Below are 26212 nucleotides of genomic sequence, written 5' to 3' on the forward strand. Positions count from 1 at the left end.
GGCGGCGACATGAAGCGGCGGCTGCCGATTTCCATGTGCAAGACCCCATTGGCCGAGTACTCGAGAGTGCCCCAAGGGTGGTGGTGGGCCGAGGCGTATTCATGGGTGTTGAAGTCGGCATAACGGAAATAGACCGGGGCCGGCAGCTCGCTGAAATCCAGCAGGTCGATGTGTTTGCTGTTCATGCTGTCCGGAATCAGAGGCAGGTTGGCTGGATCGAAGTATAGGCATTGATTCAGACAAGCGGATAATCACCCTTCATTAACGTTCTGGTTTTTCCCGATGCAATACGCTTATCCCCTGCTGGCCATTTTCATTTGGGCCGGCAACACCGTGATCAACAAACTCGCGGTCGGCGCGATCTTTCCCGCCGAAATCGGCTTCTACCGCTGGTTGCTGGCCGCAATGCTGTTCACGCCTTTCATGCTTAAACCGGTGATCGCTCACTGGCCGTTGATCCGCCCGAATCTGGGCAGGATTTTCATCCTCGGCGTACTCGGTATGGCGGTTTATCAAAGCCTGGCCTACTTCGCCGCGACGCTGACCTCAGCCACCAACATGGGGATCATTCTGTCGCTGATGCCGTTGATGTCGCTGGCCATGGCGATTATCAGCCTCGGCCAACGCCTGACCGCCGGAGCACTGGCCGGCGCGGTGCTGTCGTTTGCGGGTGTTTTGGTGGTGGTGTCGTCCGGCAGCCTTGGCGCATTGCTGGAACACGGGGTGAACCTGGGTGACGCGATGATGCTGATTGCCACGCTGGCGTATGCGATTTACAGCACCCTGCTGAAAAAATGGCAGCTGCGTTTGCCGCCGCTGGTGCTGCTGTATTTGCAGGTGTTGGTCGCGGTGGTGGTGCTGTTTCCGCTGTTCCTCACCTCACCGAAAATCGGCCCGACCCTGCAGAACATTCCGCTTGTGCTCTACGCTTGCCTGCTGGCCTCGATGCTTGCGCCGCTGGCGTGGATGCAGGCCGTGGTGCGCCTGGGACCAAGCCGGACCACGCTGTTTTTCAATCTGCTGCCGTTGATCACCGCGCTGATTGCGGCGGTGGTGCTGCATGAGCAGTTGGCGCTGTATCACCTGGTGGGTGGGGTGTTGACGTTGGGTGGGGTGATTCTTTCAGAACGCTGGACCACGGTGCTTGGTCGTAGGGTCAGTGTTGCCTGATATGACGCCTTCGCGGGCAAGCCTCGCTCCTACAGATCATGCGGTGTTTCGTGGCACACACCAAACCTGTGGGAGCGTGGCTTGCCCGCGAAGAACGATAACGCGGTCCCACTGCCGTTCACACACCGGCTGCCTTCAACCGCGCTGCATGCTCGACAAACAACCGCACCGGCTCCGCCCCCTTGCCCACCAACCCCAACGATTGGTTGACGATATCGAAGTGATCCATCGGGTATTCATCACCGATCACCGTCCCCAGATGCGAGCTGTAACGCCCGACCATCCCGTCGCAATGCCCCGCTTCACGCACGAAGGTCCTGGCAAACAACCGGCAACTGCGATTGGTCCCGTCGAACAGGTTGCATCCGCGATCGGTCTTGCCCGGCTGCAATGTTCCGGACCAGGAGTAATACCGCACGCCATTGACCACTTCCGGGCCGTTCCCGCCCCAGGTTTCAGGCAGACCCTGTGGATAACGCTGATTGAACAGCGCCACGCCTGCCGTGGTCAGCGATTGGTGCGACGCCGGGATATCCACCGGCAGTCTCGGCCCGCGATAGCCGGTTTCCAGCAGGCACATCAGCGCGCTGATCAGCCACAGTAAAAAGCTCAGGAGCCGGCCCTTGGAGCTGTCTGCCGGATAATGAGTATGCAGATAGTCCGCCAGCTCCGAACCGTGATTCGGCCCGGCCACTGAAGTGACTGAAGCCACTTGGTCCGGGCGTTTTGCCGCGGCGTAACGGGCGGTCAACGAGCCCTGGCTGTGACCGATCAGGTTGACCTTCTCGGCCCCGGTGTCGCGCAGAATCTCGTCGATCCGCGCCAGCAATTGCTCACCGCGCACCTCGGTTGAATTGAGCGGCGAGACCTGCACCGCAATCACGGTCGCCCCATCCCGGCGCAGCGCCGAAATGATTCCGTACCAATAGGGATAGAGCAGCAGACGGATAAAACCGAGCATTCCCGGGACCAGCACCAAGGGGTAACGCGTGGCAGAACCTTGCGACATGGATGAACATCCTTGTGATCGGTGAGATGAAGCAAGGCCGGATGCAAGGCATTAGCCAAGCATCGCCACCCAAGATGACAACTCAACGACCAGTCTATGACATCGCTCACTTCAACCCCACCACGCCCGCCACTATCAGCCCGACCGACACCAGCTTGAGCGCGGTCAGGCTTTCGCCCAGCAGCGCAAAGCCGAGAAACACCGTGCCCAGTGAACCGATGGCAGTCCAGATCGGGTAGGCGATGCTCACCGGCAATTCGCGCATGGCCAGGGTCAGGAAGTAAATCCCGCCCACCGCGGCCACCACGGTAATCACCGAGGGCCAGAGCCGGGTGAAGCCTTCGGCGTACTTCATGCCCATGGCGAAGGTGACCTCGAACCCGGCGGCGATCAGCAAGAACAACCAGGCCATCTAGAACTCCCTGGCCAGCGCCAGCAAACGCTGCTCGGCCTCGGCCACGGACACCTGGAAAGTGCGTTCGGCAGACTCTTCGCCCTCGGCGGCGACAACGGTGACGTCGGTGATGCCGATGAACCCCAAAGCGGTGCGCAGAAACGGATCGGCATGGTTCATCGCTTCAAGTTCACCACCGGGGCCGAAGCCAAACCCGCCGCGACTGGTGACGATCAACGCCTTCTTGCCCTGCACCAGCGGTTCGTACTGAGCGACGCCGTTGTCCAGGGTGTGATTGAACGTCAGCCCGAGCCGCACAATCTGGTCGATCCAGGCCTTGAGGCCGCTGGGCACGCTGAAGTTGTACATCGGGGTGGAAATCACCAACAGATCATGGCCGAGCAACTCCCCCACCAACTCATCGCTGAGTGCCAGGTCGGCCTGCATCGACAGCGGTCGCGCTTCAGGTTCCGGATGAAAAGCGGCCGCCACAAAGGCTTCGTTGACGGGAGGAATCAACGTCCGACCGACTTCACGGCGAGTAAGCTGCGACTGTGGGTTGCGGACCTGCCAGGCCGAAAGAAACACCTCGGCCAGACGCCGCGAATGAGAGCGTTCGCCACGGGGGCTGGCGTGAATGGCAAGAATTTTGTTCATCTGAATCTCCTGAAGGCTAAACTCAAACTGCTTGTGGCTTGCAGCTTGAAGCTGGCTGCCGTGCCTCTTCAAATGAACAAAAATCATTTTGGATGAATTTATTTCATCCATGGAGTTGTAAATGTTTGCCTCGTTGCCGCTGACCGCCCTGCGTGCCTTCGAATCTGCCTCGCGCCTGTTGAGTTTCAAGGCCGCCGCCGAAGAACTCTCCGTGACGCCGACGGCGGTTTCCCATCAGATCCGCTCCCTGGAAAACTGGCTCGGCGTGCCGTTGTTCGAACGACTGCCACGGCAGGTACGCCTTACCGAGTGTGGCGAACGACTGTTCCGCAGCCTGCACGGCGCCCTGCTCGAAGTGGCGCAAAGCGTCGATACCTTGCGCCCGCAACGCAGCGGCACGAACCTGACAATTTCCACCACAGCCGCCTTCGCTGCCCTTTGGCTGGTACCTCGGCTGGGACGGTTTTACGCCCGCCATCCGAACATCAGCCTGCGCCTGGACACTCACTGCGAAGTCATCGATTTACATCAGGACGCCAGCGTCGATCTGGCGGTGCGTTACAGCCTCGACGACTACCCGAACCTTTATGGTTTGTGCCTGTTCGACGAATCCTTCGGGGTCTATGGCTCGCCTGAACAAGTGGCCCTGGCGCCCAGTCGGGTACCGACTCTGATCAGCGTGCGCTGGCACAACTCCAAGCTCTATGCCCATGGCTGGGAGGCCTGGTGTGCGCAGTCCGGCGAAACCTGGCTGACCGAACAACCAGCGGTGCGTGAATACGACGAAGAGCATTACGCCCTGCAAGCTGCCATCGCAGGACAAGGCCTCGTGCTGGCGAGCAATATCCTGGTGTCGGAGAGTGTGGCCAGCGGCTTGCTGTTGCCTTATCGGGGGAACATTCAGGTCGACGGGGCCGGATACAGCGCGCTGTGCGTACCGGGCCGTGAACGGCATCCGCCGGTGCGGGCATTTTTTGCGTGGTTGCAGGAGGAAGCCCGGTTGTCTGGTCTATTGCCAAGATCGCAGCCTGCGGCAGCTCCGGCAGAACGCATTCCAATGTAGGCGCATCGAAGACATCCTGGCCTGGGACGTAGAGCATGCCGATGACATGGCCGATATTCTGAAAGATCTGTAGCGACTATTGAACCGCCTTCGCGGGCAAGCCTCGCTCCTACAGGTTTTGTGTCGCATGCCGACAATGGGCACGACGCAAAACCTGTAGGAGCGAGGCTTGCCCGCGAAGGCGTCATACAGACGCCAACGGATTACCGGGTGGGCTTGACCGTCACCGGCGCCTTGCCCGCCTTCATCTGCTCCAGCAACGGCGCACACTGATTCGGCTCACCACCGCTGGGCGCTATCAACGCCAGCAAGCCCGCCGCCGGCGCGGCAATCACACCCAGCGCAACCATCCCGGCCCCGCGCAGCATTAACGGCACCGGTTTCACGCCCGCATCCGGCTTGATGAACTTGCCTCGCACATACAGCGGCGAACGCAACGAAATCAAACGCCAGCCCTTGGATTCCGGGGAAATGGTCAGGTCCAGTTGCTCGGTTGCCATGTTCGCCGTGCCGTCGACATAGACGATTGCATTCTCGGTATCGAAGACAAACAGCCGCGTGGTCGCCAAACCGCTCTTGATATCGAAATCGGCCGCCGCGCAGTTGATCTTCACTTCCTTGTCGCCAAAGATCTTGCCGACCACATAGTTGCCGACGTTGAGCCCCGCCAACTCCATCAACTCACGACTGATAGCGCCGTCATTGATCAGCATCTTCAAATTGCCGTCGGCAGTGCCCAGCAGTTTGGCCACCGAGTTGCCCCGCCCAGTAAGGTCGGCATCGCCATTGAGCTCACCGAAACTGGTTTTCATCCGCTCAAGGGTGGGGAACAGCTGCTTGAGCTTGAACTTGCGCGCGGTCAGTTTGGCCCGGCCTTCCAAAGGCTCGGCGCGCCCGTTCAGACGAATCTGCGCATCCAGGTTGCCGCCAGCCACGCCGAAACGCAGGGGCTCAAGGCTGAGCACACCATCCGTCAGCACCAAGTGGGTGTAGAGATCGTTGAATGGCAGTTTTGCGCTGTGGACGATGCGTTTGCCGGTGAATTCCACATCAGCGTCCATGTCGCGCCAACGTTCAGTCCTGAACTCCTCGACCGGTAGCAGCTTGTCTGCCGGCTGTTTGCTTTCACCGCCGCGGGCCTCTTGCTTGGCGTTGGAATCGGCACCGATCAATGGGGCCAGGTCGGTAAACAGCAGTTGATTGGACTCCAGCGCGCCGCTGAGTTTGGGCCTCGGCTGGCTCGCCACGTAGGTCAGGTTGCCATGGATGTCGCTCTCGCCGATCTTGCCGTTGAACGCCTCATAGCGGTACACCGCCCCGCCCGGCTCATGCAGCTTGGCAATCAAATGCCCGTCGGTGGCGTACGGCGGGGTATCCGGGAGCGTTACGCCGATCAGTGGATAGAGATTGCCCAGGCTGGCACCGGCCAGTTTCAGGCGCAAATCCAGGGCGCCGAGGTTCAATGGATCTGTAAGCGTACCGGCCAGTTCGACGCTGGTGTCGGCGATCTTCATTTGCGCCTGTAGTGGAAATGGCTTGGTGGCATCCTGTAAGGCCAGCAGGCCGCCAACTTTGCCTTGGCCGGCGAGACTCTGGCCGTGGTATTGGCCTTTGACCTTCAAAGCGAATGCGTAATCCTGCGGCGAACCGCCCTTTTCAACCGCTTTTTTTGCCGCTTTGTCCCCGACAATGTCGCTGAACGGAATCGGTTTGCCCAACGGATCGATAAGCAGATCAAGCTGAGTCTTCAGCTTCTGGTCGTCGAGCGTGACGTGGCCCTTGTCGAAGCCGATGGCACCGATGTCCAGCACCCAGTTCGAAGGCTCGGCGTTCGGGTCTTTGGGGTCGAACTTGAACGTCCAGTTGGCGCGGCCATCGGCCAGACGCTGCAGGTCGGCATTGGGTTCACTCAGGTCGATGCGCGGGATCACCACCCGCTGCGCCAGCAAGGCCAGCGGCGAAATGCGCAGTTCAACGCGTTTGAGAGTGGCCATCTGCGGTTGCTTCGACCAGTCCGGGTTGCCCAGGCTCAGGTCCTCAGCCACCACATGTGGCCACGGCACCCAGGCCCGCCAACCGCCCTCATCAGACTCGCGCTGCCAGACCACCGCAAGGTTGCCATTGATGGCGAACGGACGATGCAGCTCTTCGGACACTTTGGTGTTCAGGGGCGGTTTGATCCGGTTCCAATCGAAGAACGCGATGATCAGCACCAGGACGGCCAGCAGGACAACGAGGCTGGCGAAGGTCCAGGCAAGAATTTTACGAGTGCGCGTCATTGCACAGGGCTCCTGAATACGACTGAGCGCCCTGACTGCGACGCACTGATGAAACGTTAGGCCAGAACCGGCCTGCCATGACATCTAGGACTGGAAAATGGCGCGCAGGTTTAACCGAATAGGCACTTAACACTCAAATAATCGGCCGGGGACACCCTGCTGCTCATCCGGCGTTACCGCACCCGCACTTTTGCGAGGCGAGAGTGGGTCGAAAATACCCACCCCAGTGCAAAAAAGCTCGCCGGAAACGCCCGTTCTAGAGCGCCGCGGCCGAACAATCAATTCTGTTGATTATTACCATTGCGTTTATGAACTTTTGTATCGACTTATCGAGAGTAGCATTGCCCTCGTACCCACTTTATCGCCCTCCCAAGGAGCAACCCATCATGAAACGCGAATTACTGCTTAGCCTGACCCTCTCGATGTTAGCCAGCACCGCTTTTGCTTTACCGGCCGCTGATCAGGCCACTCCACAAGTCAAAGACAGCCACTCGGTGTTCAGCCAGACCGTTGCCGCTGATGGTTCCGACCGCACTCCACAGGGTCAGACCCTGGCCGAAGGTGGTAATGATCGCCTGAAAGAAAAAGGCCTGATCACTCAAGATGGCTCGGACCGCACTCCACAAGGTCAAACCCTGGCTGCTGACGGCTCAGACCGCACGCCACAAGGCCAAACCCTGGCTGCCGACGGTTCCGACCGCACCCCACAAGGCCAAACCCTGGCCGCTGACGGTTCCGACCGCACTCCACAAGGTCAAACCCTGGCTGCTGACGGTTCCGACCGCACCCCACAAGGTCAAACCCTGGCTGAAGGTGGTGGTGACCGTGTGATCGAACGCAACAGCGCTGTGAGCTAAGCCCATGGCGGCCCCGAAAAAAAGCCCAATCCCCGGATTGGGCTTTTGACTTAATAGAAGCTGAATTTCCCCGCGTGATCTCCCGATAGTCGTTCGACGCCAGCGAAGCCGATTTGCTAGAGTGCGCCGCTGTCCTGTCCAGAAAACACCCTTGCAATGCTGCCCCGCGCCGAACAGAAACAACAGACCCGCAACGCCCTGATGGACGCTGCCCGCCACTTGATGGAAAGCGGCCGAGGATTCGGCAGCTTGAGCCTGCGCGAAGTGACCAGAACCGCCGGGATCGTACCCACCGGTTTCTACCGGCATTTCGCCGACATGGATGAACTGGGCCTGGTGCTGGTGAGCGAAGTCGGTCAGACCTTCCGTGAAACCATCCGCCTGGTGCGCCATAACGAGTTCGTCATGGGCGGCATCATCGACGCCTCGGTGCGGATCTTTCTCGATGTGGTCACGGCCAATCGTTCGCAGTTTCTGTTTCTTGCCCGCGAGCAGTACGGCGGCTCACTGCCGGTGCGCCAAGCCATTGGCCGCTTGCGCGAAGACATCAGCTCGGACCTGGCGGCGGACTTGTCGCTGATGCCCAAACTGCAGCATCTGGACATCGCAGGCTTGAGTGTCATGGCTGATCTGATCGTCAAAAGCGTGTTCGCGACACTGCCCGACATTATTGATCCTCCGGCCGAGGCGCTACCCGAGCATTTGACGCCGCAGGCGAAAATCACGCAGCAGTTGCGCTTCATCTTCATCGGCCTAAAACACTGGCAAGGCCTCGGCAGCACCGAGTAAATACACCCCCCTGTGGGAGCGAGCCTGCTCGCGATAGCGTCGCCACAGTCAACACTTGATGTGACTGATACTCCGCCATCGCGAGCAGGCTCGCTCCCACATTGGTGCGCGAAAACTCCACACGCACCAACATGATCCAAAATTCTGAAACATCCACTCCGCTCCGACAGGCATTTCCTACGCATCACCCGATTGGCAAGCCCCTTGCTCTATCCCTGAGCATTGTCCATTGCTGGAAGCCTTCCGATGCTGGTGATTCATCGCAGAATCGACCCTCAACCCGTCTGGGCCGCCGAGTTGCACCTGACCTTCGAAGCCCGGAGCAAAAGCCGCTTGCGCTGTTTCAGTGCCGAGGGCGAAGACGTCGGGTTGTTTTTGGAGCGCGGCCAGCCGCCCCTGTATGACGGTGAATGCCTGCAAGCCGAAGACGGGCGCGTGGTTCGCGTCTGTGCTCGCCCCGAACAACTGCTGCACGTCACGTGCGCCAACGCTTTCGAACTGACCCGCGCCGCCTATCACCTGGGCAACCGCCATGTGGCCCTGCAGGTCGGCGATGGCTGGTTGCGCCTGCTCGACGATTACGTGCTCAAGGCCATGCTCAAGCAACTGGGCGCCAACGCCGAGAACATCGAAGCGCCGTTCCAGCCGGAACATGGTGCCTACGGCGGCGGCCATCACCATTCGCGGCATGGGGACGAGGATTTCAACTACCCGCCGAAACTGCACCAGTTCGGCGTGCGCTTATGAACCCGGCCTGGGCGCTGCTGCGTCTGGCCAGCCCACAGCTGCCGATTGGCGGCTATAGCTATTCCCAGGGTTTGGAGATGGCTGTGGATAACGGCCGCGTGGACGATCCCGACAGCGCGCGGCGCTGGATCAGCGATCAGTTGCTGCTGAACCTGGCGCGTTTCGAAGCGCCGCTACTGCTCGCCCATTGCACGGCTGCGGCCGAAGAAAACTGGGCCGAACTGCTGCAACGCTGCGAAGAACATCGCGCCAGCCGGGAAACCCGTGAGCTGCATCAGGAAAGCCGGCAGATGGGCTATTCGCTGAAGCAACTGCTCAACGGTTTACCGGAACTGGATGCGCCGGCCCGGGCCTTTCTCGACCAATGCCCTGAACCACACCTGGCCCTTGGCTGGGCGCTGGCGGCCCGCGCCTGGCAGATCAGCGCGCAAGATGCGCTGGCCGCCTGGCTCTGGAGCTGGCTGGAAAACCAATTGGCAGTACTGATGAAAACCCTGCCCCTGGGCCAGCAAGCCGCGCAGCGCCTGACCAGTGAACTGCTGCCGCTGCTGCAACAGGCGCAGCAAGACGCCACCCGAATCAACCCCGAACACTCCGGCAGCGCCGCTTTCGGCCTGTCCCTGGCGTGCATGGCCCATGAGCGCCAGTACAGCCGTCTGTTCCGTTCCTAGGGCCTGTTATTTTGGGCCTTTTATTTTGGAGAACCACATGAACACACAACCTCTGCGCGTCGGCATTGGCGGCCCGGTCGGTTCCGGCAAAACCGCCCTGACCCTGGCCCTGTGCCTGGCCCTGCGCGACCGCTACAACCTGGCCGTCGTGACCAACGACATCTACACCCGCGAAGACGCTGACTTCCTGGTGCGCAACGAAGCCCTGGCGCCCGAACGGATCATCGGTGTGGAAACCGGCGGTTGCCCGCACACCGCGATCCGCGAAGACGCCTCGATCAACCTCGAAGCCGTGGATCAGTTGAACCGGCGCTTCCCGGGGCTGGACCTGATCCTGGTGGAGTCCGGCGGTGACAACCTCTCGGCAACCTTCAGCCCGGAACTGTCCGACCTGACCATTTACGTGATCGACGTCTCGGCTGGCGACAAGCTGCCGCGCAAGGGCGGGCCGGGGATCTGCAAATCCGATTTGCTGGTGATCAACAAGATCGACCTCGCGCCGCTGGTAGGCGCCTCGCTAGAGATGATGGACAGCGACACCCAACGCATGCGCAACGGCAAACCGTTCGTCTTCAGCAACCAGAAAACCGGCCAGGGTCTGGAAACAATCATCGCCTTCATCGAACGCCAGGGCTTGCTGACTGCGGCCTGATCACACTTATCAACAAGGAAGCTTATCCATGACACTGAAACGCATTCTGGGCGCCATGGCCCTGCTGCTGACCCCGGCCATCGCATTCGCGCATCCTGGGCACGGCGACAATGGCTTGATGGCCGGCATCAGCCACCCGATCGGCGGCCTCGATCATTTGTTGGCAATGGTTGCCGTAGGGTTGTGGGCCGCGCAGCAGAAAGGTCCTGCGCGCTGGGCGCTGCCGTGCACGTTCGTGGGCACTATGCTGATCGGCGGGCTGCTGGGCTTTGAAGGGTTGAACCTGCCAGCGCTGGAAAGCGGGATTGCCGCGTCGGTATTGGCGTTGGGCCTGGCGGTGGCTTTGGCGGTGCGTCCGCCGTTGAGCCTGGCGATGGTTGCGACTGCCTTGTTCGCGCTGTTTCATGGCGTGGCGCATGGTCTGGAATTGCCGGACATGTCCAGCCCTTGGGCGTATGCGGCTGGGTTTGTGGTGGCGACAGCGGCTTTGCATGCAGCGGGTTATGCGGTGGTTCGCATCTTGCCTCAGGCCGCCGCACCATTGGTTCGGTTAGCGGGTGCGGCTTCGGCGGCGACTGGGGTGTGGTTGCTGGCGGGTTGATTTCTTTGTCGTCTGTTATGGCCTCTTCGCGGGCAAGCCTCGCTCCTACAGGAATTGTGGTCGGATTACGCACGACGAATAACCTGTAGGAGCGAGGCTTGCCCGCGAAGGCGGCCTGACAGACACCGCGTCTCTCAGGCCTGCTAACATGTCGCGCAACTAACCCTGCCGTGACGACGCCAGCCAATGCCGCATGTTTCCCGCTCTGCTTCCCAGCCTGAATTGACCGCTCTGTTCGCCTCGGTGCAACAGCACTTCCAGGACGTGATCGTGCCGCTCTGGCAAGGCCCCGGCTGGAATGCCGACATGGCATTGCCGTATGAAGCGCTGGACGCCGAGCATCAGCCGCTGCCACCGCAGCGCTATCGGGCCATGGCTTGCGCGCGGCAGCTGTACCTGTTTTCCAGCCTGATCGGCCAAGTGCCTCAGGCCGAGGAGCGGGCGGCGGCGCTGTTCCGCTCCTTGCAACAGCATTTCCACGATGCCGAGCATGGCGGCTGGTTCTACAGCATCGACCCGCAAGGTGCGCCGCTGGATCAGCGCAAAGACCTCTACACCCACGCCTTCATCCTGTTCGCCTGCGCCCATTACTGGGACAAGGTTCGCGAACCGCTGGTGGAGTCGGTGCTCAACGCCGCGCTGGAAGTGTTGGCGCAGCGCTTCGCCACAGGTGACGGCCTGTACGAAGCGAGCCTGGACCGTGATTGGTCGTCGCTCAACTCCGGGCCGCTGCAGAATCCATTGATGCATTTGGCCGAAGCCTTCCTCGCCATCCTTTCGGTGCGCGAGGACGTTGCTGTGCAGAGTGCGCTTGTCGAGTTATGCACAGCCATGCAAAAGCGCTTCATCGACCCGCAACACGCGGTGTTGATGGAAAAGCCGCTTGGGGCTGTGGATAACTGGTTCGAGCCAGGCCATCAGTTCGAATGGTATTTCCTGTTGGAGTCCTCACCGTTGCTGCGCGGCTCCAGACTGCATGCGTCGCTGGACCGTGCCTTTACGCTGACTGAGCAACTGGGTGTGGATCAGCACACAGGCGCTGTACGCGCGATGCTGGAACTGGACGACCATCCTCGTGATGCGACCCAACGCATCTGGGCCCAGGCTGAATACCTGCGCGCCCTGACTTTGCGCCCGGGCAGCGAAGCCTCTGTGCAGCGCCAGTTGCAGGCGCTGCAACAGCGCTTTTTGCATGCGGGCGGCTGGTATGAGTGTCGTGATGAGCAGGGCGAAGTGAGCCGCAAGGACATGCCTTCGACTACGCCTTATCACTTGGCGACCTGCTATCGCGGGTTGTCCGAGTATCTTCGCTGACTGAGAGATTGCTTTCGCGGGCAAGCCTCGCTCCTACAGGTTATGTGTCGTTCGTAGAATCGTGATTCAACACAAAACCTATAGGAGCGAGGCTTGCCCGCGAACAGCCGTTACTCGGCCTTACGCCTTACGCTCAATCGCAAACCCGCTCCAGGTCTGGCTCACCGGCATCAACTCAAGGCTGTTGATGTTGATGTGGGCCGGCGCGTTGAGCACCCAGAAAATAGTCTCGGCGATGTCTTGTGGCTGGATCGGCTCGGCGCCGGCGTAAGTGGCGTTGTAACGCTCCTGGTCACCGGCGAAACGCACCAGCGAGAACTCGCTCTCGCACAGGCCCGGTTCGATATTGCTGACCCGCACGCCAGTCCCTTGCAGGTCACAGCGCAGGTTCAGGGAGAACTGTTTGACGAACGCCTTGCTCGCGCCATACACGTGGCTGCCTGGGTACGGGTAGTTGCCGGCGATGGAACCGAGGTTGACAATGCTGGCGCCACGACCGTGAGCGATCAAACGCGGCAACAACAGGCGAGTGCTGTACATCAGGCCTTTGATGTTGGTGTCGACCATGGTGTCCCAATCATCAAGATCGCACTTGGGAGCCGGGTCCACGCCCAAGGCCAGGCCGGCGTTGTTGATCAGCCCGCGCAGCTTGGCGAAGGACGGCGGCAGGTTGGCAATCGCCTCCTCCATGGCCTTGCGATCCCGTACGTCGAGCACCAGGCCATGGACCTCGGTCTGCTTCGACAACTCGGCGCACAGGGCATTGAGGCGCTCTTCACGACGACCTGTCAGCACCAGTTTCCAGCCGGCTTGCGCAAAACGACGGGCACAGGCTTCACCAAAACCGGAAGTCGCGCCGGTAATAAACAGGGTGTTGGACATCGTGTTCTCCTTGCTTCGGCTGATCGACAGCCCTTGGAATAGAAAATCAGTTGCCAGCATGCCCGGCCTTGTCCACAGCGGCAACCATCGCAGAAACCGTACAAAAAACGATCAACACCGGCAACGCCATATGCGCTGTGGCTTGCAGCCATGTACGCGCACCTTATCCACAGGCCGGTCCACAGTTTCCGGGGGCAAGTGCAAAAGCTGCAAGCCGCTGCCCACAAGGCTTTGCGGGCAGATTAGAAAGTTTTTTGCTTGACCCTCAGGTGCCGGCTGTGTACCCCCGGGCAATTTGCACGACCGGGCGGTCAAACCGACGATGGCTCCAAGCCAGTAACTACGGCCCTCAGCCGACTCTTTCCAGAGTTTAACCACAGACTTATCCACAGGCTTGTCCACCTCGATTCATACCTGGGTTGCCCCTAACAAAAAGGTTGACAAAGACGGCTCGAGGTCCAGCAAAAACCCATGATCAAAAAACAACCACATCACTGCAAGCCACGGATTCAAAGGCTTGCAGCCAGCTACTCCCACGTTATTCACAGCCAGCTCCACAGCAAACGGGGACAAGTCAAAACCGTGACAAAACAGTAATTTGCAGCGGCTTTATGTCGCGCTTCGAGAGGTCGTGAATATTGTTTTCCACAATTTCCAAAAGCACACACCGCCCGTGTGGGAGCGAGCCTGCTCGCGATAGCGGCAGGTCAATGAAAAGCATGTCGACTGACACTCCGCTATCGCGAGCAGGCTCGCTCCCACAAGGGATTGTTGGCACTTTAGATATGTAAAAAAGCCCCGACGATTGCTCGTCGGGGCTCGTTGTTACAACGTAGAACTCAGTGCCCGCCGAGGTAGGCGTTACGCACCTCATCGTTCACCAGCAGCTCCTTGCCGGTGCCGCTGAGGCGGATCTCGCCGTTGACCATCACGTAGGCCCGGTCCGACAGCTTGAGGGCGTGGTTAGCGTTCTGCTCCACCAGGAAGATGGTCATACCGGTGCTGGCCAGTTCGCGCAGGGTCGCGAAGATCTGTTTCACCACGATCGGCGCCAGACCCAGGCTCGGCTCATCGAGCAGCAACAGCTTCGGCCGACTCATGAGCGCCCGGGCGATGGCGAGCATTTGTTGCTCGCCGCCAGACATGGTCATGGCGCGTTGAGTACGCCGCTCTTCGAGCCGTGGAAACAACTCGAACATGCGCTGCATGTCTTCCTTGGCATACTTGTCACCGATTGGAATCGTACCCATCAACAGGTTTTCCTCGACGGTCATGTCAGGGAACACCCGCCGACCTTCCGGCGATTGAGCAATACCGTTGGACGCAATGTAGTGGGACGACTTGTGGGTGATATCCACACCCTGATAGACGATTTGCCCGTCAGCCGCCCGCGGCTGGCCGAAGATCGACATCAGCAGGGTCGATTTGCCGGCACCGTTGGAGCCGATCAGGCTGACGGTTTCACCTTCATTGATGTGCAACGAGACTTTCTTCAGGGCCTGGATCGGCCCGTAGAACACGTCCAGATCCTTGAGTTCGAGGATGGGTTTACTCATACCACTTCCTCTTCTTCGGCGCCCAGGTAGGCGGCAATCACTTTCGGATCGTGTCGAATCGCTTCAGGCCCGCCCTCGGCGATGACAACGCCGTGGTCCAGCACCACGATGTGGTCGGAAATGCTCATTACCATGCCCATGTCGTGTTCGATCAGCACCACGGTCAGATCATGCTCGTCGCGCAGCAGCCGGATCATCGCGCTCAGCGCTTCGGTTTCCTGAGGGTTGAGGCCGGCGGCCGGTTCGTCGAGGCAGATGATCTGCGGCCGGGTACACATGGCCCGGGCGATCTCCAGACGGCGTTGTTGACCGTAGGACAGCTCACCGGCCAGGCGGTTGGCGCAGTCCACCAGATCCACCACTTCCAGCCAGTAGAACGCATGGTCCAGCGCATCGCTTTCGGCCTTGCGGTAACCCTTGGTGTTGAGGATGCCGGCCAGCATGCCGCGGTTGACCCACATATGCTGGGCCACCAGCAGGTTTTCCAGCACCGACATTTCCCTGAACAGGCGAATGTTCTGGAAAGTCCGCGCCAGACCGGCACGGTTGATCAGGTGCGTGCCGCCGAACATCTTGTAGCGGAGTCGGTTGATAAAGCTTTTGGGCGAAACGAAATCGACGGCCTTGAACGGTTCCCCGAGCATTTTGATGACGTCGGTTTTCACACCGCGGGTGTTGAGTTCGATATGCCCGCCGGACGCTTTGTAGAACCCGGTCAAGCAGTTGAACACGGTGGTCTTGCCGGCGCCGTTGGGGCCGATCAAGGCGAAGATCGAGTTGCGCTTGACCTTCAGGCTGACATCGCTCAGAGCCTTGATGCCGCCAAAGTGCATCATCAGTTTGTCTACCGAGAGTACGACTTCGCTCATGGCGCTACTCCTTTACGCGGGGTCACACCGGTACGACTGATCCGAATCAGGCCGCGCGGTCGCCAGATCATCATCAATACCATCAGGATGCCGAACAGCAGCACGCGATACTCAGCGAAGCCGCGCAGCAGTTCCGGGGCTACAGTCAGCACGAACGCCGCAATCACCACGCCGATGGTCGAGCCCATGCCGCCGAGGACGACGATGGCGAGGATCAGGGCCGATTCGAAGAAGGTGAACGAGGTCGGGTTGACGAACCCCTGGTAAGTAGCGAAGAACACACCCGCCAGGCCGGCAGTCGATGCGCCGATAGTGAACGCCGAGAGCTTGACCAGTACATGGTTCAGGCCCATGGAACGGCAGGCGATTTCGTCTTCACGCAACGCTTCCCACGCCCGGCCGACCGGCATGCGCGTCAAGCGGTGCTTGATATGCAGCACGGCCAGTACCACCAGGAACAACACCGCGTAGATGAAGTAGTACTTTACGTCCGGGTTATAGGCGATGCCGAAAAACTCATGGAACGGCACCCCACCCTCTTTCGCCCTTTTGCCGAACTCAAGGCCGAAGAAAGTTGGCAACGGAGCCGCCATGCCGTTCGGGCCGCCGGTCAGGGACAGCCAGTTATTGAGGATCAACCGGATGATTTCACCAAAACCCAGGGTCACGATCGCCAGGTAGTCACCGTGCAGGCGCAGCACCGGGAAACCGAGAATGCAACCGGCCAACCCGGCAGTGATCGCCGCCAGCGGCAGCACCGTCCAGAAACCCAGTCCCAGGTATTGATAACCGAGCGCCAGGCCGTAGGCACCGATGGCGTAGAACGCCACGTAACCCAGGTCGAGCAACCCGGCCAGACCGACCACGATGTTCAGCCCCAGCCCCAACAGAACGTAGATCAGTCCGAGGATGACCACGCCCAGCAGGTAGGAGTTGGAGAAAAACGGGAACACCACGGCGATGACGATCATCACCGGAATGATCCAGCGCAACCGGGATTTGTAATCAGGGGGCAGTACATGAACCCCGGAGCCAGTGCTTTCAAAGCCTTCGAGAATTCTCAGGCCCTTGGGGGTTTGCAGGAACAGGCTCAAGGCAAAACGGCCAGCCATGACGATGGCGACAATCCATGCCACCCGGGTCGCTTCCAGGTTGAAGCCGTAGCCGTCGAGGACCACGCCAACAATCGGGCCGAACACAATCAGCGCAACAAGGCCGGCAAGAATCGCGTCAACCAGGCTTCTTTTGAGATCAATGGTTTTTTTAGTGGTTGAAGACATCGCTTACACCTTCGACACAAGAGGACGGCCGAGCAAGCCTTGAGGCCGAAAGACCAGAACGAGAACGAGCAGCGAGAAGCTGAAAACGTCTTTGTAGTCCGAGTTGACCAATCCAGAGAACAGCGACTCGGAAATCCCGAGAATGATCCCGCCAAGCATCGCCCCAGGCAGCGAGCCGATCCCGCCAAGTACCGCCGCGGTGAACGCTTTGATCCCGATGATGAAGCCGGCGTAGAAGTCGAACGTGCCGTAGTTCATGGTGATCAGCACACCGGCCAGGGCCGCCATTGCTGCACCGATGATAAATACGTAGGAAATCACCCGGTCGGTGTTGATCCCCAGGATTGAAGCCATCTTGCGGTCTTGCTGGGTGGCGCGGCACATGCGGCCGAGTTTGGTGTACTTGATGACATAGGTCAGCAGGCCCATCCCGACGAACGCGGCAACCAGAATGAAGATCTTGGTGTAGGTGAGCTGGACGAAGCCGCTCCCGACTTCAACTCGCCATGCACCGGTCAGCAGTGTCGGCACGCCCTGTTGACGGGCGCCTTGGGCAATCTGTGCATAGTTTTGCAGGATCAGAGAAATACCGATGGCGCTGATCAGCGGTGCCAGTCGGGTGGAGTTGCGCAGCGGTTTATAGGCGACGCGCTCGATGACCCAGCCATACACCGCCGTGACGATGATGGTGAAGACCAGTGTGCCAAGCATCAGCAGGGGGAAGGATTCAATACCGAAGTATGCCAGCAGAGCCAGACTGATTGCCGCGAGGTAAGCGGAAATCATGTAAACCTCGCCGTGGGCGAAGTTGATCATGCCGATGATGCCATAGACCATTGTGTAGCCGATGGCGATCAGGCCATAGACCGACCCGAGGGTCAGGCCGTTGACCAGTTGCTGCAGGAAAATACCATCCATAACGCAATCTCACGCAGTGAGAACCTGCACACCAGTGATGTGCGGTTCTTCTAGGAAAAATACAGATTTACGTCGGAGCAATGTCAGCCACGATCAGCCTGGCCCCCACTGATTCCGTGTGGGAGCGAGCCTGCTCGCGAAAGCGGTTGAACATTCAACAAAGCTGCTGTCTGTCAGTCCGTCTTCGCGAGCAGGCTCGCTCCCACAGGGACTTGTGGGTTCAACTGATCGTGTCAGCCCTTACTTCTGTTTTTCCAGCTGGTGGTATTTGCCATCCTTGTCCCACTGGTAAACCACGTAGTCGGAGACTTTCAGGTCGCCCTTGGCGTCCCAGGTCTTCTCGCCCATCACGGTTTTGACCGGATTTTTCTTCAGCCACTCGGCGGCTTTCTCGCCACTGTTGGATTTGGAGCCATTGAAGGCTGCGGCCAGTGTCTGGACCGAAGCATAGGCGTACAGGGTGTAGCCCTCAGGCTCGGTGCCTTTCTTGCGGAACTCGTCCACCACGGTCTTGCTGTCTGGCAGCAGGCGTGGGTCGGCGCCGAAGGTCATCAGCACGCCGTCGACGAATTGCGGACCGCCAGCGGTGGTCACCAGTTCGTCGGTTACGATGCCGTCGTCGGACATGAACTTGACGTCTTTGAGACCTTGCTCACGCAGTTGACGAACCAGAGGACCGGCTTCCGGGTGCAGGCCACCGAAGTAAACGACGTCGGCGCCAGCGCCGCGGATTTTGGTAACGATGGTGCTGAAGTCTTTTTCGCCACGGGTCAGGCCTTCATACAGCACCGGCGTTACGCCGCGCTTGACCAGTTGAGCCTTGGTAGCATCCGCCAGACCTTGACCGTAGGTGTCCTTGTCGTGCAGGACCACCACTTTCTTGCCCTTGAGCACGTCAACGATGTAGTCGCCGGCCACGATGCCTTGCTGGTCGTCACGCCCGCACATACGGAACATGGCACTCAGGCCGCGCTCGGTAACAGCCGGGTTGGTGGAACCCGGGGTGATCGCGATGATGCCCGCTTCGTCGTAGATCTCGGAGGCCGGAATGGTCGACGAGGAGCAGAAGTGACCGACTACACCAACGACTTTCTGGTTGGTCAGGTCCTTGGCGACCGTCACAGCCTGTTTCGGTTCGCAGGCGTCATCGCCTTTGACCAGTACGATTTTTTCCCCGTTTACACCGCCAGCGGCGTTGACCGCATCAGCGGCTGCCTGTGCACCCTTCATGTACTGCTCGCCAAATGCCGCGTTGGCGCCCGTCATTGGACCCGCTACGCCGATCTTGATGTCAGCCTGAGCAAACGCAGAAACACCCAACGCAGTTGCCACTGCGAGGGCCAGAAAGCCTTTCTTGTAAAACGTCTGGGACATGAGGTGGTGCTCCAAGGTTTTTTTAGTTGGCACTGCGACTTCACTGAATGCTCAGAGCAAGGGCCGTGCCATTGGTTTTTTATTCTTGAAAAAGTCGCTGCCTTGTTGTTATTTCGACTGTTTCGGGCCCATTTTCATTGGGCGTGCAACCGTCTAAACCGCGGGAGGTGAAACCATTTGATTTTAAAGGCGCAACCCGAACGCGCCATCATTGCAACCGCAGCGCCAAACGATGTGCAACCAGCCTGTAACAGCCCGCGTCACCGAACTGCACACTGCTGGTGCGCAAACTGCTACAACCCGCACCATTACAGGCTAGCCGCTTCGCTGAAAAGCGCCGCTTCCAGCAACATATTTCAACAATCAGATCACGATCCGCAGGCACTGGCCCGCGTGATACAGCGAAAATCCGGCCTCATACAAGCAGCTTCTCAGCCCGACACCCGCCAATGGCTGCATGGGCGCGAAGGGAATCGGCAAGGCCTGAGGATTTCCGTTACACAAATAGTCGGCAAAGGCTTTACCGACGACTGTGCCGGTGGTCACCCCTCGACCGTTGTAACCGGTGACGGCTACCAGACCCGGCGCCGGCTCGAACAGGCGCATCAAGTGATCGGGGGTGAAAGCGATGCAACCGGTCCAGGTGCACTCCCACTCCACCGGTTTGAGGTACGGGAAGTAATGCTGCTGAACCCGGTCGGCCCAGGCTTTCAGGAACCAGGTCGGTTTCTGGTTGCCATTACCGAGACTGCCGAGTAACAAACGCCCTTCGGCATCGCGACGAATGCTGCTGAGTACCTGCCGGGTGTCCCAGGAACCCTGGCCACCGGGCAGAATCCGTTGTGCGGCGTCTTCGGTCAGCGGCACCGAGGCCACTTGATAGTAATAACCGGGGAAAAAGTTGCGCCGCAGCGCCGTCCAGTCACCTTCGGTATAGGCGTTGGAGGCGATCACCACTTGCTCGGCCAGCACCGAACCCTGGGCGGTTTGCACTGACCAGCGCAGGCCCTGACGTTCAAGTCGGGTCACCGGGGAATGATCGAACAGCTGACCGCCGAGGCTGATGGCCGCGTTGGCCAGCCCCGTGGTGTAGGCCATCGGGTTGATCGTACCGGCACGCCGATCGAGCAAAGCGGCGGCGATCTTTTTTGTGCCCGTGGCTTGTTCGCAGGCTTGACCGGTCAACAGTTCCACCGGTGCGCCGCGACGTTTCCATTGTTCTTCGCGACTGCGCAGATCCGCCTCGCCACGCGCGTTGTGCGCCATGTGCAGCGTGCCTTCGCGGCGTAACTGGCAGTCGATGTTGTACTTATCCACAAGGCTGAACACCAGGGACGGTGCCGCACCGAGCATGCGATTGAGCTGACTGCCGACCGCCTCGCCAAAACCGGCTTCGATCTCGTCCGGTGGAATCCACATCCCGGCGTTGACCAGCCCGACGTTACGCCCCGAACCGCCATGACCGGCGCGATGGGCTTCCAGCACACAGACACTTTTACCTTGTTCCAGCAGATGCACCGCCGCTGACAGGCCGGTGAAACCGGCACCGATGACGCAGACATCCACCGTCACCTCGCCCTTGAGGGCCGCGTTGTCGGGCCTTTGCGGCGTCAGTTTTTCCCACAGACACTCTTCGCGTAACGGCATTGCCAGACTCCAATCCGAAACCTAACCAACACACCATTCAATGTGGGAGCGAGCCTGCTCGCGATAGCGTCGGCACATCCAGTATCTATGTGACTGATAAACCGCTATCGCGAGCAGGCTCGCTCCCACAGGGGATCACTGCTTGGCTCAACCTCAGTCGAACGTAATGCCCTGAGCCAACGGCAACTCCAGCGAATAGTTCACGGTATTGGTCTGACGACGCATGTACCCGCGCCATGCATCCGAACCGGATTCACGACCACCACCGGTCTCCTTCTCGCCGCCAAACGCGCCGCCGATTTCCGCGCCGCTCGGGCCGATGTTGACGTTGGCGATCCCGCAATCACTGCCCACTGCCGACATGAACCGCTCGGCTTCACGCACGTCGGTGGTGAAGATGCACGACGACAGGCCTTGTGGCACGGCGTTGTTCAGGCGCAATGCCTCTTCGAAATCGTTGTAACCGATCACGTACAGAATCGGCGCAAAGGTTTCGCTGCACACCACATCGCTCTGCTCCGGCATTTCGACGATGGCTGGCGAAACGTAGTAAGCGTTGGGGAATTTGTCTTCCAGCTGACGCTCGCCGCCGAACACCCGGCCGCCTTCGCTCAGGGCCTGCTCCAGCGCGTCCTGCATGTTTTCGAAGCTGTGTTTGTCGATCAGCGGCCCGACCAGATTGCCTTCCAGCGGATGGCCGATGCGCACCTTGGAGTAAGCAGCTTTGAGGCGGGTGATGATTTCTTCCTTCACCGACTCATGGGCGATCAGGCGACGCAACGTGGTGCAACGCTGACCGGCGGTGCCGACGGCGCTGAACAGAATCGCCCGTACGGCCATGTCCAGATCGGCGCTTGGGCCGAGGATCATCGCATTGTTGCCGCCCAGCTCCAGAATGCTGCGGGCAAAACGCGCAGCGATTTTCGGCGCCACTTCACGGCCCATGCGGGTGCTGCCAGTGGCACTGACCAGCGCAACACGCGGGTCATCGACCAAGGCTTCGCCAGCATCGCGACCACCGATGATCACTTGGCTCAGGTGCGGCGGGGCATCGCTGAAATTCTTCAGGACGCGGTCGAACAGCGCTTGGCAAGCCAGTGCGGTCAGTGGGGTTTTCTCCGACGGTTTCCAGATCACCGGGTTACCGCAGACCAGCGCCAGCGTGGCATTCCAGGCCCAAACGGCGACCGGGAAGTTGAACGCACTGATCACGCCAACGATGCCCAGCGGATGCCAGGTTTCGCGCATGTGGTGGCCTGGACGCTCGGAGGCGATGGTCAAACCGTACAGCTGACGGGACAGACCGACCGCGAAGTCGCAGATGTCGATCATTTCCTGAACTTCACCCAAACCTTCCTGAGTGATCTTGCCGGCTTCCCAGGAAACCAGCTCACCGAGGTCGGCCTTGTACTCGCGCAAGATGTCGCCCAATTGGCGCACCAATTCGCCACGGCGCGGCGCCGGAACCTTGCGCCACAGTTCGAACGCATGATCTGCGCGACTGATGTGCTGCTCGACTTCAGCGGCGCCTTCCCAGTTCACGGCAGCGATACGGCTGCCATCGACAGGCGAATGCACCGGCACTTTGCCGTTCTGGTACAGGGCCGGGTTCACACCAAGACGATCAAGCAATGCGGCAACCATGGGTCACTCCTCAAGCAAAAAACAGAAAACGTGCAGCCGGATTAACTCGGCTGATCAGACCTGTAGTTTTAGCTCCCCGGAGGTTACCCAACAAACGACCTTTAAGAGAGATATCATTCCGTTTATTCATGCTGCGAATCTGCCGGTAAAAAAGAGCATAGAGAAACAAGAAAAAGGACCACCCATGCTGAATAAACGCTACTTGCCGTCGATCACCGCATTGCAGTGCTTCGAGGCCGTGACCCGGCATTTGAGCTTCACCCGTGCCGCCGAAGAGCTGAACCTGACGCAGAGCGCCGTGAGCAAACAGGTCGCGCAACTCGAAGAACTGTTGCAGCACCTGCTGTTCCGCCGGGTGCGCCGACGTCTGCAAATGACCCCCGCCGGCGATTTGTACTTGGTGGAAGTGCGAAAAATCCTCACCCAAGTCGAAATGTCCACCCATTACCTGCGCTCCTACGGCGGTGATACCGAAGTCTTGCGAGTCTCCACGCCTCCGACCTTCGGTGCGCGCTGGCTGGTGCCGCGCTTGAAAGGCTGGCGTCTGCGCCACCCCTCGATCCATCTGGACCTGTGCAGCGAACACGAAGCGGATGATCTGCTGCAAGGTCGCAGCGACCTGGCGTTCTACTTTGGCCAGGGCTCACGGCCCGGCACCGAATGCCTGAAATTGTTTGGCGAGGAACTGGTACCGGTCTGCGCGCCGGGCAGCCTGCCGGACACGCCGTTCACCGACCCTACGCAACTCACCGATCTGGTCCTGCTGCAAAACGCTTCCCGGCCCCAGGCCTGGCACGACTGGTTCGACAGCCAGGGCTACCACACCGAACACAGCTACCACGGCCCGCGTTTCGAAACCTTCTACATGTGCATCCGCGCCGCCCAGGTCGGCTGCGGCGTGGCGCTGTTGCCACGGTTTCTGGTGGAAGAAGAATTGGCCGACGGCAAACTGGTCATTCCCTGGAAGCATGCGATGCCCAGCACCGACGCCTATTACCTGGCGTATCCGGAGCATTCGGCGGAAGTGCCCAAGGTGCGGGATTTTGTGAAATGGATGCTGGAGCAGATCGATAATCCGGATGCGCCGCACAATTGAAATGTCACACGACTTCTGTGGCGAGGGGGCTTGTCGGAACGCCGCATCGCCCCGTTGGGTCGCGTAGCGGCCCTAAAACCTGCAACACGGTTATCAGACTCATCATGTCGTCACGCAATAACAAAGAGGCCATCTACGACTTTGGTTTGAGCGAGACGTCCGCGCAGGTCATCATCGATGGCGGGATCATCCATGCTGTACAGCCGTACCCTGCGATTGGCATTTGTTCGATTGATCTCCTGTCCGAGATACTCCCAAACAACCCTCGAACACGCAGGAGCACGATGGTCAGCTGCGGAAACGCCCATCTTCAAGCCATTGAGTCGAGTAATACAGCTTTTGAAGCTCGGGATAAGAATGGTTTGGCTAATCTCGTTGGACGTCAACGATTCATAATCAATGAGGAACAAGCGATCCTGTAGGTAGTAGGCAACTCCCACGTATCGATATTGCTCAAACTCCCCATCCGGCCCAGCTATCTGTAAGCGTTCATTTCGCCCGTATACAAAATGCTGCCCCTCTTCGTATATGTGCACCAAGGAACACAGAATGGAACCCGGCTCTGTCATTGCGTGGTAGTACTCGTAGTAATAACCCGTATGAGCTTTTAGCTGTGACGAAGACTGTTGACGAAGGTGATCAAGCATCCGCTGCGGCGCCGTTACCTCGCTGGAAGGACTAATTCGTCTCGCTTTAACACCAATAAGAATGATGAACTGCTCTGTCGGCAGACCTATTTCGTATTCTTCTACTCCGAAAAAATCACAGATCCGTTTAAGGTTAAAAGGTGTGGGAAGGCTATTTCCGCACAGATATTTATTAAATTGCCCACGATTAATTCGAAGCTTCCTACAGACTTCCGCGACGGATCGGTAGTGACTACATAGCAGTCTTAAGTTAGCCGGAAGAAAATCACGCATACAAGCCTTCACAATAGTGCCAGAAGACTCAAACATAGCAGCAATTCGCATCACTTTTAACCAACTTGCGAAATTGCGCAGAACGATAGATGACTGGATATTACGGGACCTGAAAGCTTTCAGGACTCGCCACACCATCAATCCGCCAGCACTCTAAACAGCAAGGAGCTTTGAATGCTTGACGTCATCAATGACTTTCTCTCTGGAAAGGTTTTGATACCTTTAGTTCTTGGACTTGGAACCTACTTCACCATCCGGTCGCGATTTGTGCAGCTTCGCTACTTCGTACACATGTTTTCCGTACTACGAGGCAGCTCGCATACCGGCAACAACCATTTGAGCTCATTGCAGGCATTGACGCTCAGCCTGGCCGGACGGGTCGGAACCGGCAATATCGTTGGCGTCGGCATTGCCGTGAGCATGGGCGGCCCCGGTGCAGTGTTCTGGATGTGGATGACCGCTCTATTGGGGATGTCGAGTAGCTTTTTCGAATGCACACTGGGTCAACTCTACAAGCGCTGCGATGCAAACGGTCAATATCGTGGGGGCCCGTCCTGGTACATCCAGCATGGCCTGGGCAAACGCTGGCTCGGAACGATTACTGCGCTCCTGCTTCTGGTGACCTTCGGCTTTGCTATTAACGGCCTGGAGTCTCATGCCGTATCGCATTCTCTCAACAATGCCTTTGGTCTATCGACGACATGGTCCGGACTCACACTGTCTTTGTTGCTGGGCATAGTGTTCGTGGGCGGTATAAAGCGCATCGCGGCGGTCGCCGATTTATTGGTTCCCCTTAAAGTCGTTGCCTATATCGGTGTAACGCTCTATGTGATCGTGTTGCAAATCGACCAGGTCCCAGGAGTGCTGCTCAGCATTGTCAAAAGTGCGTTCGGACTGGATCAGGCTTTTGGCGGGCTGGCGGGCAGTGCAATCATTATGGGGGTGAGGCGCGGAGTGTTCTCCAATGAAGCAGGACTGGGCAGTGCGCCCAACGTCGCCTCTGCGGCAAAAATCGCCCATCCGATAGCTCAAGGCGTGGTGCAAGCGTTCAGTGTCTTCATCGATACCATCGTTATTTGCACGTGTACCGCGTTGATCATTTTACTTTCCGGTTTTTATGCTCCCGGTTTCGAAGGCGACGGCATTGCGTTGGCACAAAACTCGCTGGCTGAGGTAGTCGGCGATTGGGGCCGGATGTTTATCAGCGTAGTGCTTGCCCTGTTTGTGTTCACGGCAATGCTCTACAACTACTATCTAGGAGAAAACAGTTTACGATTCATCTTCACAACACCCCATAAATCATTAATTGCGTACCGCATAGCCGTATTGTTGCTGGTCTTCTGGGGCTCGGTTGAAGACCTTACCACGGTGCTCGCGTTTGCCGACATCACCATGACACTTTTGGCCTTGGTCAACCTTATTGCAATGACACTGCTATTCAAAGTCTGCATGCGAATCCTGGGCGACTATGATGAACAACGTCGTGCAGGAACAAAAAACCCGGTTTTTGACTCAAGCAAATTTAGCGATCTGGATCTCGATTTGATAGCTTGGCCGGCGGTAACAAATCCTCTCTCGTCGAAGAGCACTGTTTGTGCGAATCGGCCCGCAGCTAAAGCTCAGTTCACATAAATCCCAATGAACGCTGAGCCATTGCACTTATGCGATGGTTCAGCAAATAAGCAAGATCAAGGCAATTGAAACAGGGCTTGTTCCTCGTCACTCACAACTTGATGGCTATTTAAGAAGTTGGGAAAGCCTGGCGCTCGTCATTCAGGCAGCGCTTGAGGCAACAGCAGATAATTGAGGAACCACAGGTGTTT

General features: G+C 58.8%; 24 protein-coding genes and 1 pseudogene. 11 read left to right on the forward strand and 14 right to left on the reverse strand.

Features of this window, described 5'->3' with window-relative positions:
• Positions 1 to 185 (reverse strand): annotated as a pseudogene (locus PMI30_RS15400) (AraC family transcriptional regulator); the annotation flags it as partial.
• A 97-nt stretch (positions 186 to 282) separates the two neighbouring features.
• Here PMI30_RS15400 and PMI30_RS15395 point away from each other — a divergent pair.
• Entirely contained in the window at positions 283 to 1170 is an 888-nt protein-coding gene (locus PMI30_RS15395) for a DMT family transporter (RefSeq protein ID WP_008009745.1), read from the forward strand.
• A gap of 118 nt (positions 1171 to 1288) precedes the next feature.
• On the opposite strand, the gene PMI30_RS15390 is transcribed toward PMI30_RS15395, so the two are convergent.
• The 3 genes from PMI30_RS15390 to PMI30_RS15380 all read right to left on the reverse strand — a co-directional run bounded on the left by PMI30_RS15390 (position 1289) and on the right by PMI30_RS15380 (position 3230).
• Positions 1289 to 2179 carry an esterase/lipase family protein gene (locus tag PMI30_RS15390; protein ID WP_008009747.1) on the reverse strand — a complete coding sequence of 297 codons (891 nt, stop codon included), beginning with the start codon at positions 2177 to 2179 and terminating at the stop codon, positions 1289 to 1291.
• 106 nt (positions 2180 to 2285) lie between these two features.
• Positions 2286 to 2591, reverse strand: a complete 306-nt coding sequence (locus tag PMI30_RS15385) for a DMT family transporter (protein WP_007903452.1) — start codon at positions 2589 to 2591, stop codon at positions 2286 to 2288.
• Entirely contained in the window at positions 2592 to 3230 is a 639-nt protein-coding gene (locus tag PMI30_RS15380; protein ID WP_008009749.1) for an FMN-dependent NADH-azoreductase, read from the reverse strand.
• 121 nt (positions 3231 to 3351) lie between these two features.
• On the opposite strand from PMI30_RS15380, the gene PMI30_RS15375 reads away from it, so the two are divergent.
• Positions 3352 to 4293: a LysR substrate-binding domain-containing protein gene (locus tag PMI30_RS15375; protein WP_008009752.1), complete on the forward strand. Its 942-nt coding sequence runs from the start codon at positions 3352 to 3354 to the stop codon at positions 4291 to 4293.
• Positions 4294 to 4496: 203 nt separating this feature from the next.
• Here the strand turns inward: PMI30_RS15375 and PMI30_RS15370 are convergent, their stop codons facing one another.
• A complete protein-coding gene (locus PMI30_RS15370; RefSeq protein WP_008009755.1) occupies positions 4497 to 6572 on the reverse strand; it encodes an AsmA family protein in 2076 nt (691 codons plus the stop codon).
• A gap of 386 nt (positions 6573 to 6958) precedes the next feature.
• Here PMI30_RS15370 and PMI30_RS15365 point away from each other — a divergent pair, with 386 nt between their 5' ends.
• From PMI30_RS15365 to PMI30_RS15335, 7 genes are all read left to right on the forward strand, one after another.
• On the forward strand, positions 6959 to 7429 hold the full coding sequence (locus PMI30_RS15365; RefSeq protein WP_008009757.1) for a hypothetical protein: 471 nt from the start codon (positions 6959 to 6961) through the stop codon (positions 7427 to 7429).
• Positions 7430 to 7585: 156 nt separating this feature from the next.
• A complete protein-coding gene (locus PMI30_RS15360) occupies positions 7586 to 8218 on the forward strand; it encodes a TetR family transcriptional regulator (protein WP_008009759.1) in 633 nt (210 codons plus the stop codon).
• A 246-nt stretch (positions 8219 to 8464) separates the two neighbouring features.
• Positions 8465 to 8965: an urease accessory protein UreE gene (ureE, locus tag PMI30_RS15355; protein ID WP_008009760.1), complete on the forward strand. Its 501-nt coding sequence runs from the start codon at positions 8465 to 8467 to the stop codon at positions 8963 to 8965.
• Positions 8962 to 9636 carry an urease accessory protein UreF gene (locus PMI30_RS15350; protein ID WP_008009761.1) on the forward strand — a complete coding sequence of 225 codons (675 nt, stop codon included), beginning with the start codon at positions 8962 to 8964 and terminating at the stop codon, positions 9634 to 9636. The genes ureE and PMI30_RS15350 overlap by 4 nt, the downstream gene beginning before the upstream one ends.
• 37 nt (positions 9637 to 9673) lie before the next feature.
• Entirely contained in the window at positions 9674 to 10288 is a 615-nt protein-coding gene (ureG, locus tag PMI30_RS15345; RefSeq protein WP_008009762.1) for an urease accessory protein UreG, read from the forward strand.
• A gap of 28 nt (positions 10289 to 10316) precedes the next feature.
• Positions 10317 to 10889 (forward strand): HupE/UreJ family protein, encoded by a 573-nt coding sequence (locus PMI30_RS15340; RefSeq protein ID WP_008009765.1) that lies wholly within the window; start codon positions 10317 to 10319, stop codon positions 10887 to 10889.
• Positions 10890 to 11075: 186 nt separating this feature from the next.
• Positions 11076 to 12203, forward strand: a complete 1128-nt coding sequence (locus PMI30_RS15335) for an AGE family epimerase/isomerase (RefSeq protein WP_008009766.1) — start codon at positions 11076 to 11078, stop codon at positions 12201 to 12203.
• A gap of 120 nt (positions 12204 to 12323) precedes the next feature.
• Here PMI30_RS15335 and PMI30_RS15330 read toward each other — a convergent pair whose 3' ends face one another.
• The 8 genes from PMI30_RS15330 to amaB all read right to left on the reverse strand — a co-directional run bounded on the left by PMI30_RS15330 (position 12324) and on the right by amaB (position 22373).
• On the reverse strand, positions 12324 to 13085 hold the full coding sequence (locus PMI30_RS15330) for an SDR family oxidoreductase (RefSeq protein ID WP_008009768.1): 762 nt from the start codon (positions 13083 to 13085) through the stop codon (positions 12324 to 12326).
• 839 nt (positions 13086 to 13924) lie between these two features.
• Positions 13925 to 14641 carry an ABC transporter ATP-binding protein gene (locus PMI30_RS15325; RefSeq protein ID WP_007902726.1) on the reverse strand — a complete coding sequence of 239 codons (717 nt, stop codon included), beginning with the start codon at positions 14639 to 14641 and terminating at the stop codon, positions 13925 to 13927.
• Positions 14638 to 15510 (reverse strand): ABC transporter ATP-binding protein, encoded by an 873-nt coding sequence (locus PMI30_RS15320; protein WP_008009771.1) that lies wholly within the window; start codon positions 15508 to 15510, stop codon positions 14638 to 14640. The genes PMI30_RS15325 and PMI30_RS15320 overlap by 4 nt, the downstream gene beginning before the upstream one ends.
• A complete protein-coding gene (gene livM, locus PMI30_RS15315; protein ID WP_008009773.1) occupies positions 15507 to 16790 on the reverse strand; it encodes a high-affinity branched-chain amino acid ABC transporter permease LivM in 1284 nt (427 codons plus the stop codon). Before livM ends, PMI30_RS15320 begins: the two co-directional genes overlap by 4 nt.
• A 3-nt stretch (positions 16791 to 16793) precedes the next feature.
• Positions 16794 to 17708, reverse strand: coding sequence for an ABC transporter permease subunit (locus tag PMI30_RS15310; protein WP_008009775.1), 915 nt, complete (start codon positions 17706 to 17708; stop codon positions 16794 to 16796).
• 240 nt (positions 17709 to 17948) lie between these two features.
• Positions 17949 to 19082, reverse strand: coding sequence for an ABC transporter substrate-binding protein (locus tag PMI30_RS15305; protein WP_008009776.1), 1134 nt, complete (start codon positions 19080 to 19082; stop codon positions 17949 to 17951).
• Positions 19083 to 19445: 363 nt separating this feature from the next.
• Positions 19446 to 20729 (reverse strand): L-pipecolate oxidase, encoded by a 1284-nt coding sequence (gene amaA, locus PMI30_RS15300; RefSeq protein ID WP_008009778.1) that lies wholly within the window; start codon positions 20727 to 20729, stop codon positions 19446 to 19448.
• A 153-nt stretch (positions 20730 to 20882) separates the two neighbouring features.
• Positions 20883 to 22373, reverse strand: coding sequence for an L-piperidine-6-carboxylate dehydrogenase (gene amaB, locus PMI30_RS15295; protein WP_008009780.1), 1491 nt, complete (start codon positions 22371 to 22373; stop codon positions 20883 to 20885).
• 184 nt (positions 22374 to 22557) lie between these two features.
• On the opposite strand from amaB, the gene PMI30_RS15290 reads away from it, so the two are divergent.
• Positions 22558 to 23469: a LysR family transcriptional regulator gene (locus PMI30_RS15290; protein WP_008009781.1), complete on the forward strand. Its 912-nt coding sequence runs from the start codon at positions 22558 to 22560 to the stop codon at positions 23467 to 23469.
• Positions 23470 to 23579: 110 nt separating this feature from the next.
• Here the strand turns inward: PMI30_RS15290 and PMI30_RS15285 are convergent, their stop codons facing one another.
• Positions 23580 to 24389 carry a helix-turn-helix domain-containing protein gene (locus tag PMI30_RS15285; RefSeq protein ID WP_032835450.1) on the reverse strand — a complete coding sequence of 270 codons (810 nt, stop codon included), beginning with the start codon at positions 24387 to 24389 and terminating at the stop codon, positions 23580 to 23582.
• 174 nt (positions 24390 to 24563) lie between these two features.
• On the opposite strand from PMI30_RS15285, the gene PMI30_RS15280 reads away from it, so the two are divergent.
• Positions 24564 to 26021: an alanine/glycine:cation symporter family protein gene (locus PMI30_RS15280; RefSeq protein WP_008009785.1), complete on the forward strand. Its 1458-nt coding sequence runs from the start codon at positions 24564 to 24566 to the stop codon at positions 26019 to 26021.
• Positions 26022 to 26212 lie beyond the last annotated feature (191 nt).

Origin of the sequence: Pseudomonas sp. GM50 (assembly GCF_000282375.1) — a bacterium.
GTDB lineage: Bacteria > Pseudomonadota > Gammaproteobacteria > Pseudomonadales > Pseudomonadaceae > Aquipseudomonas.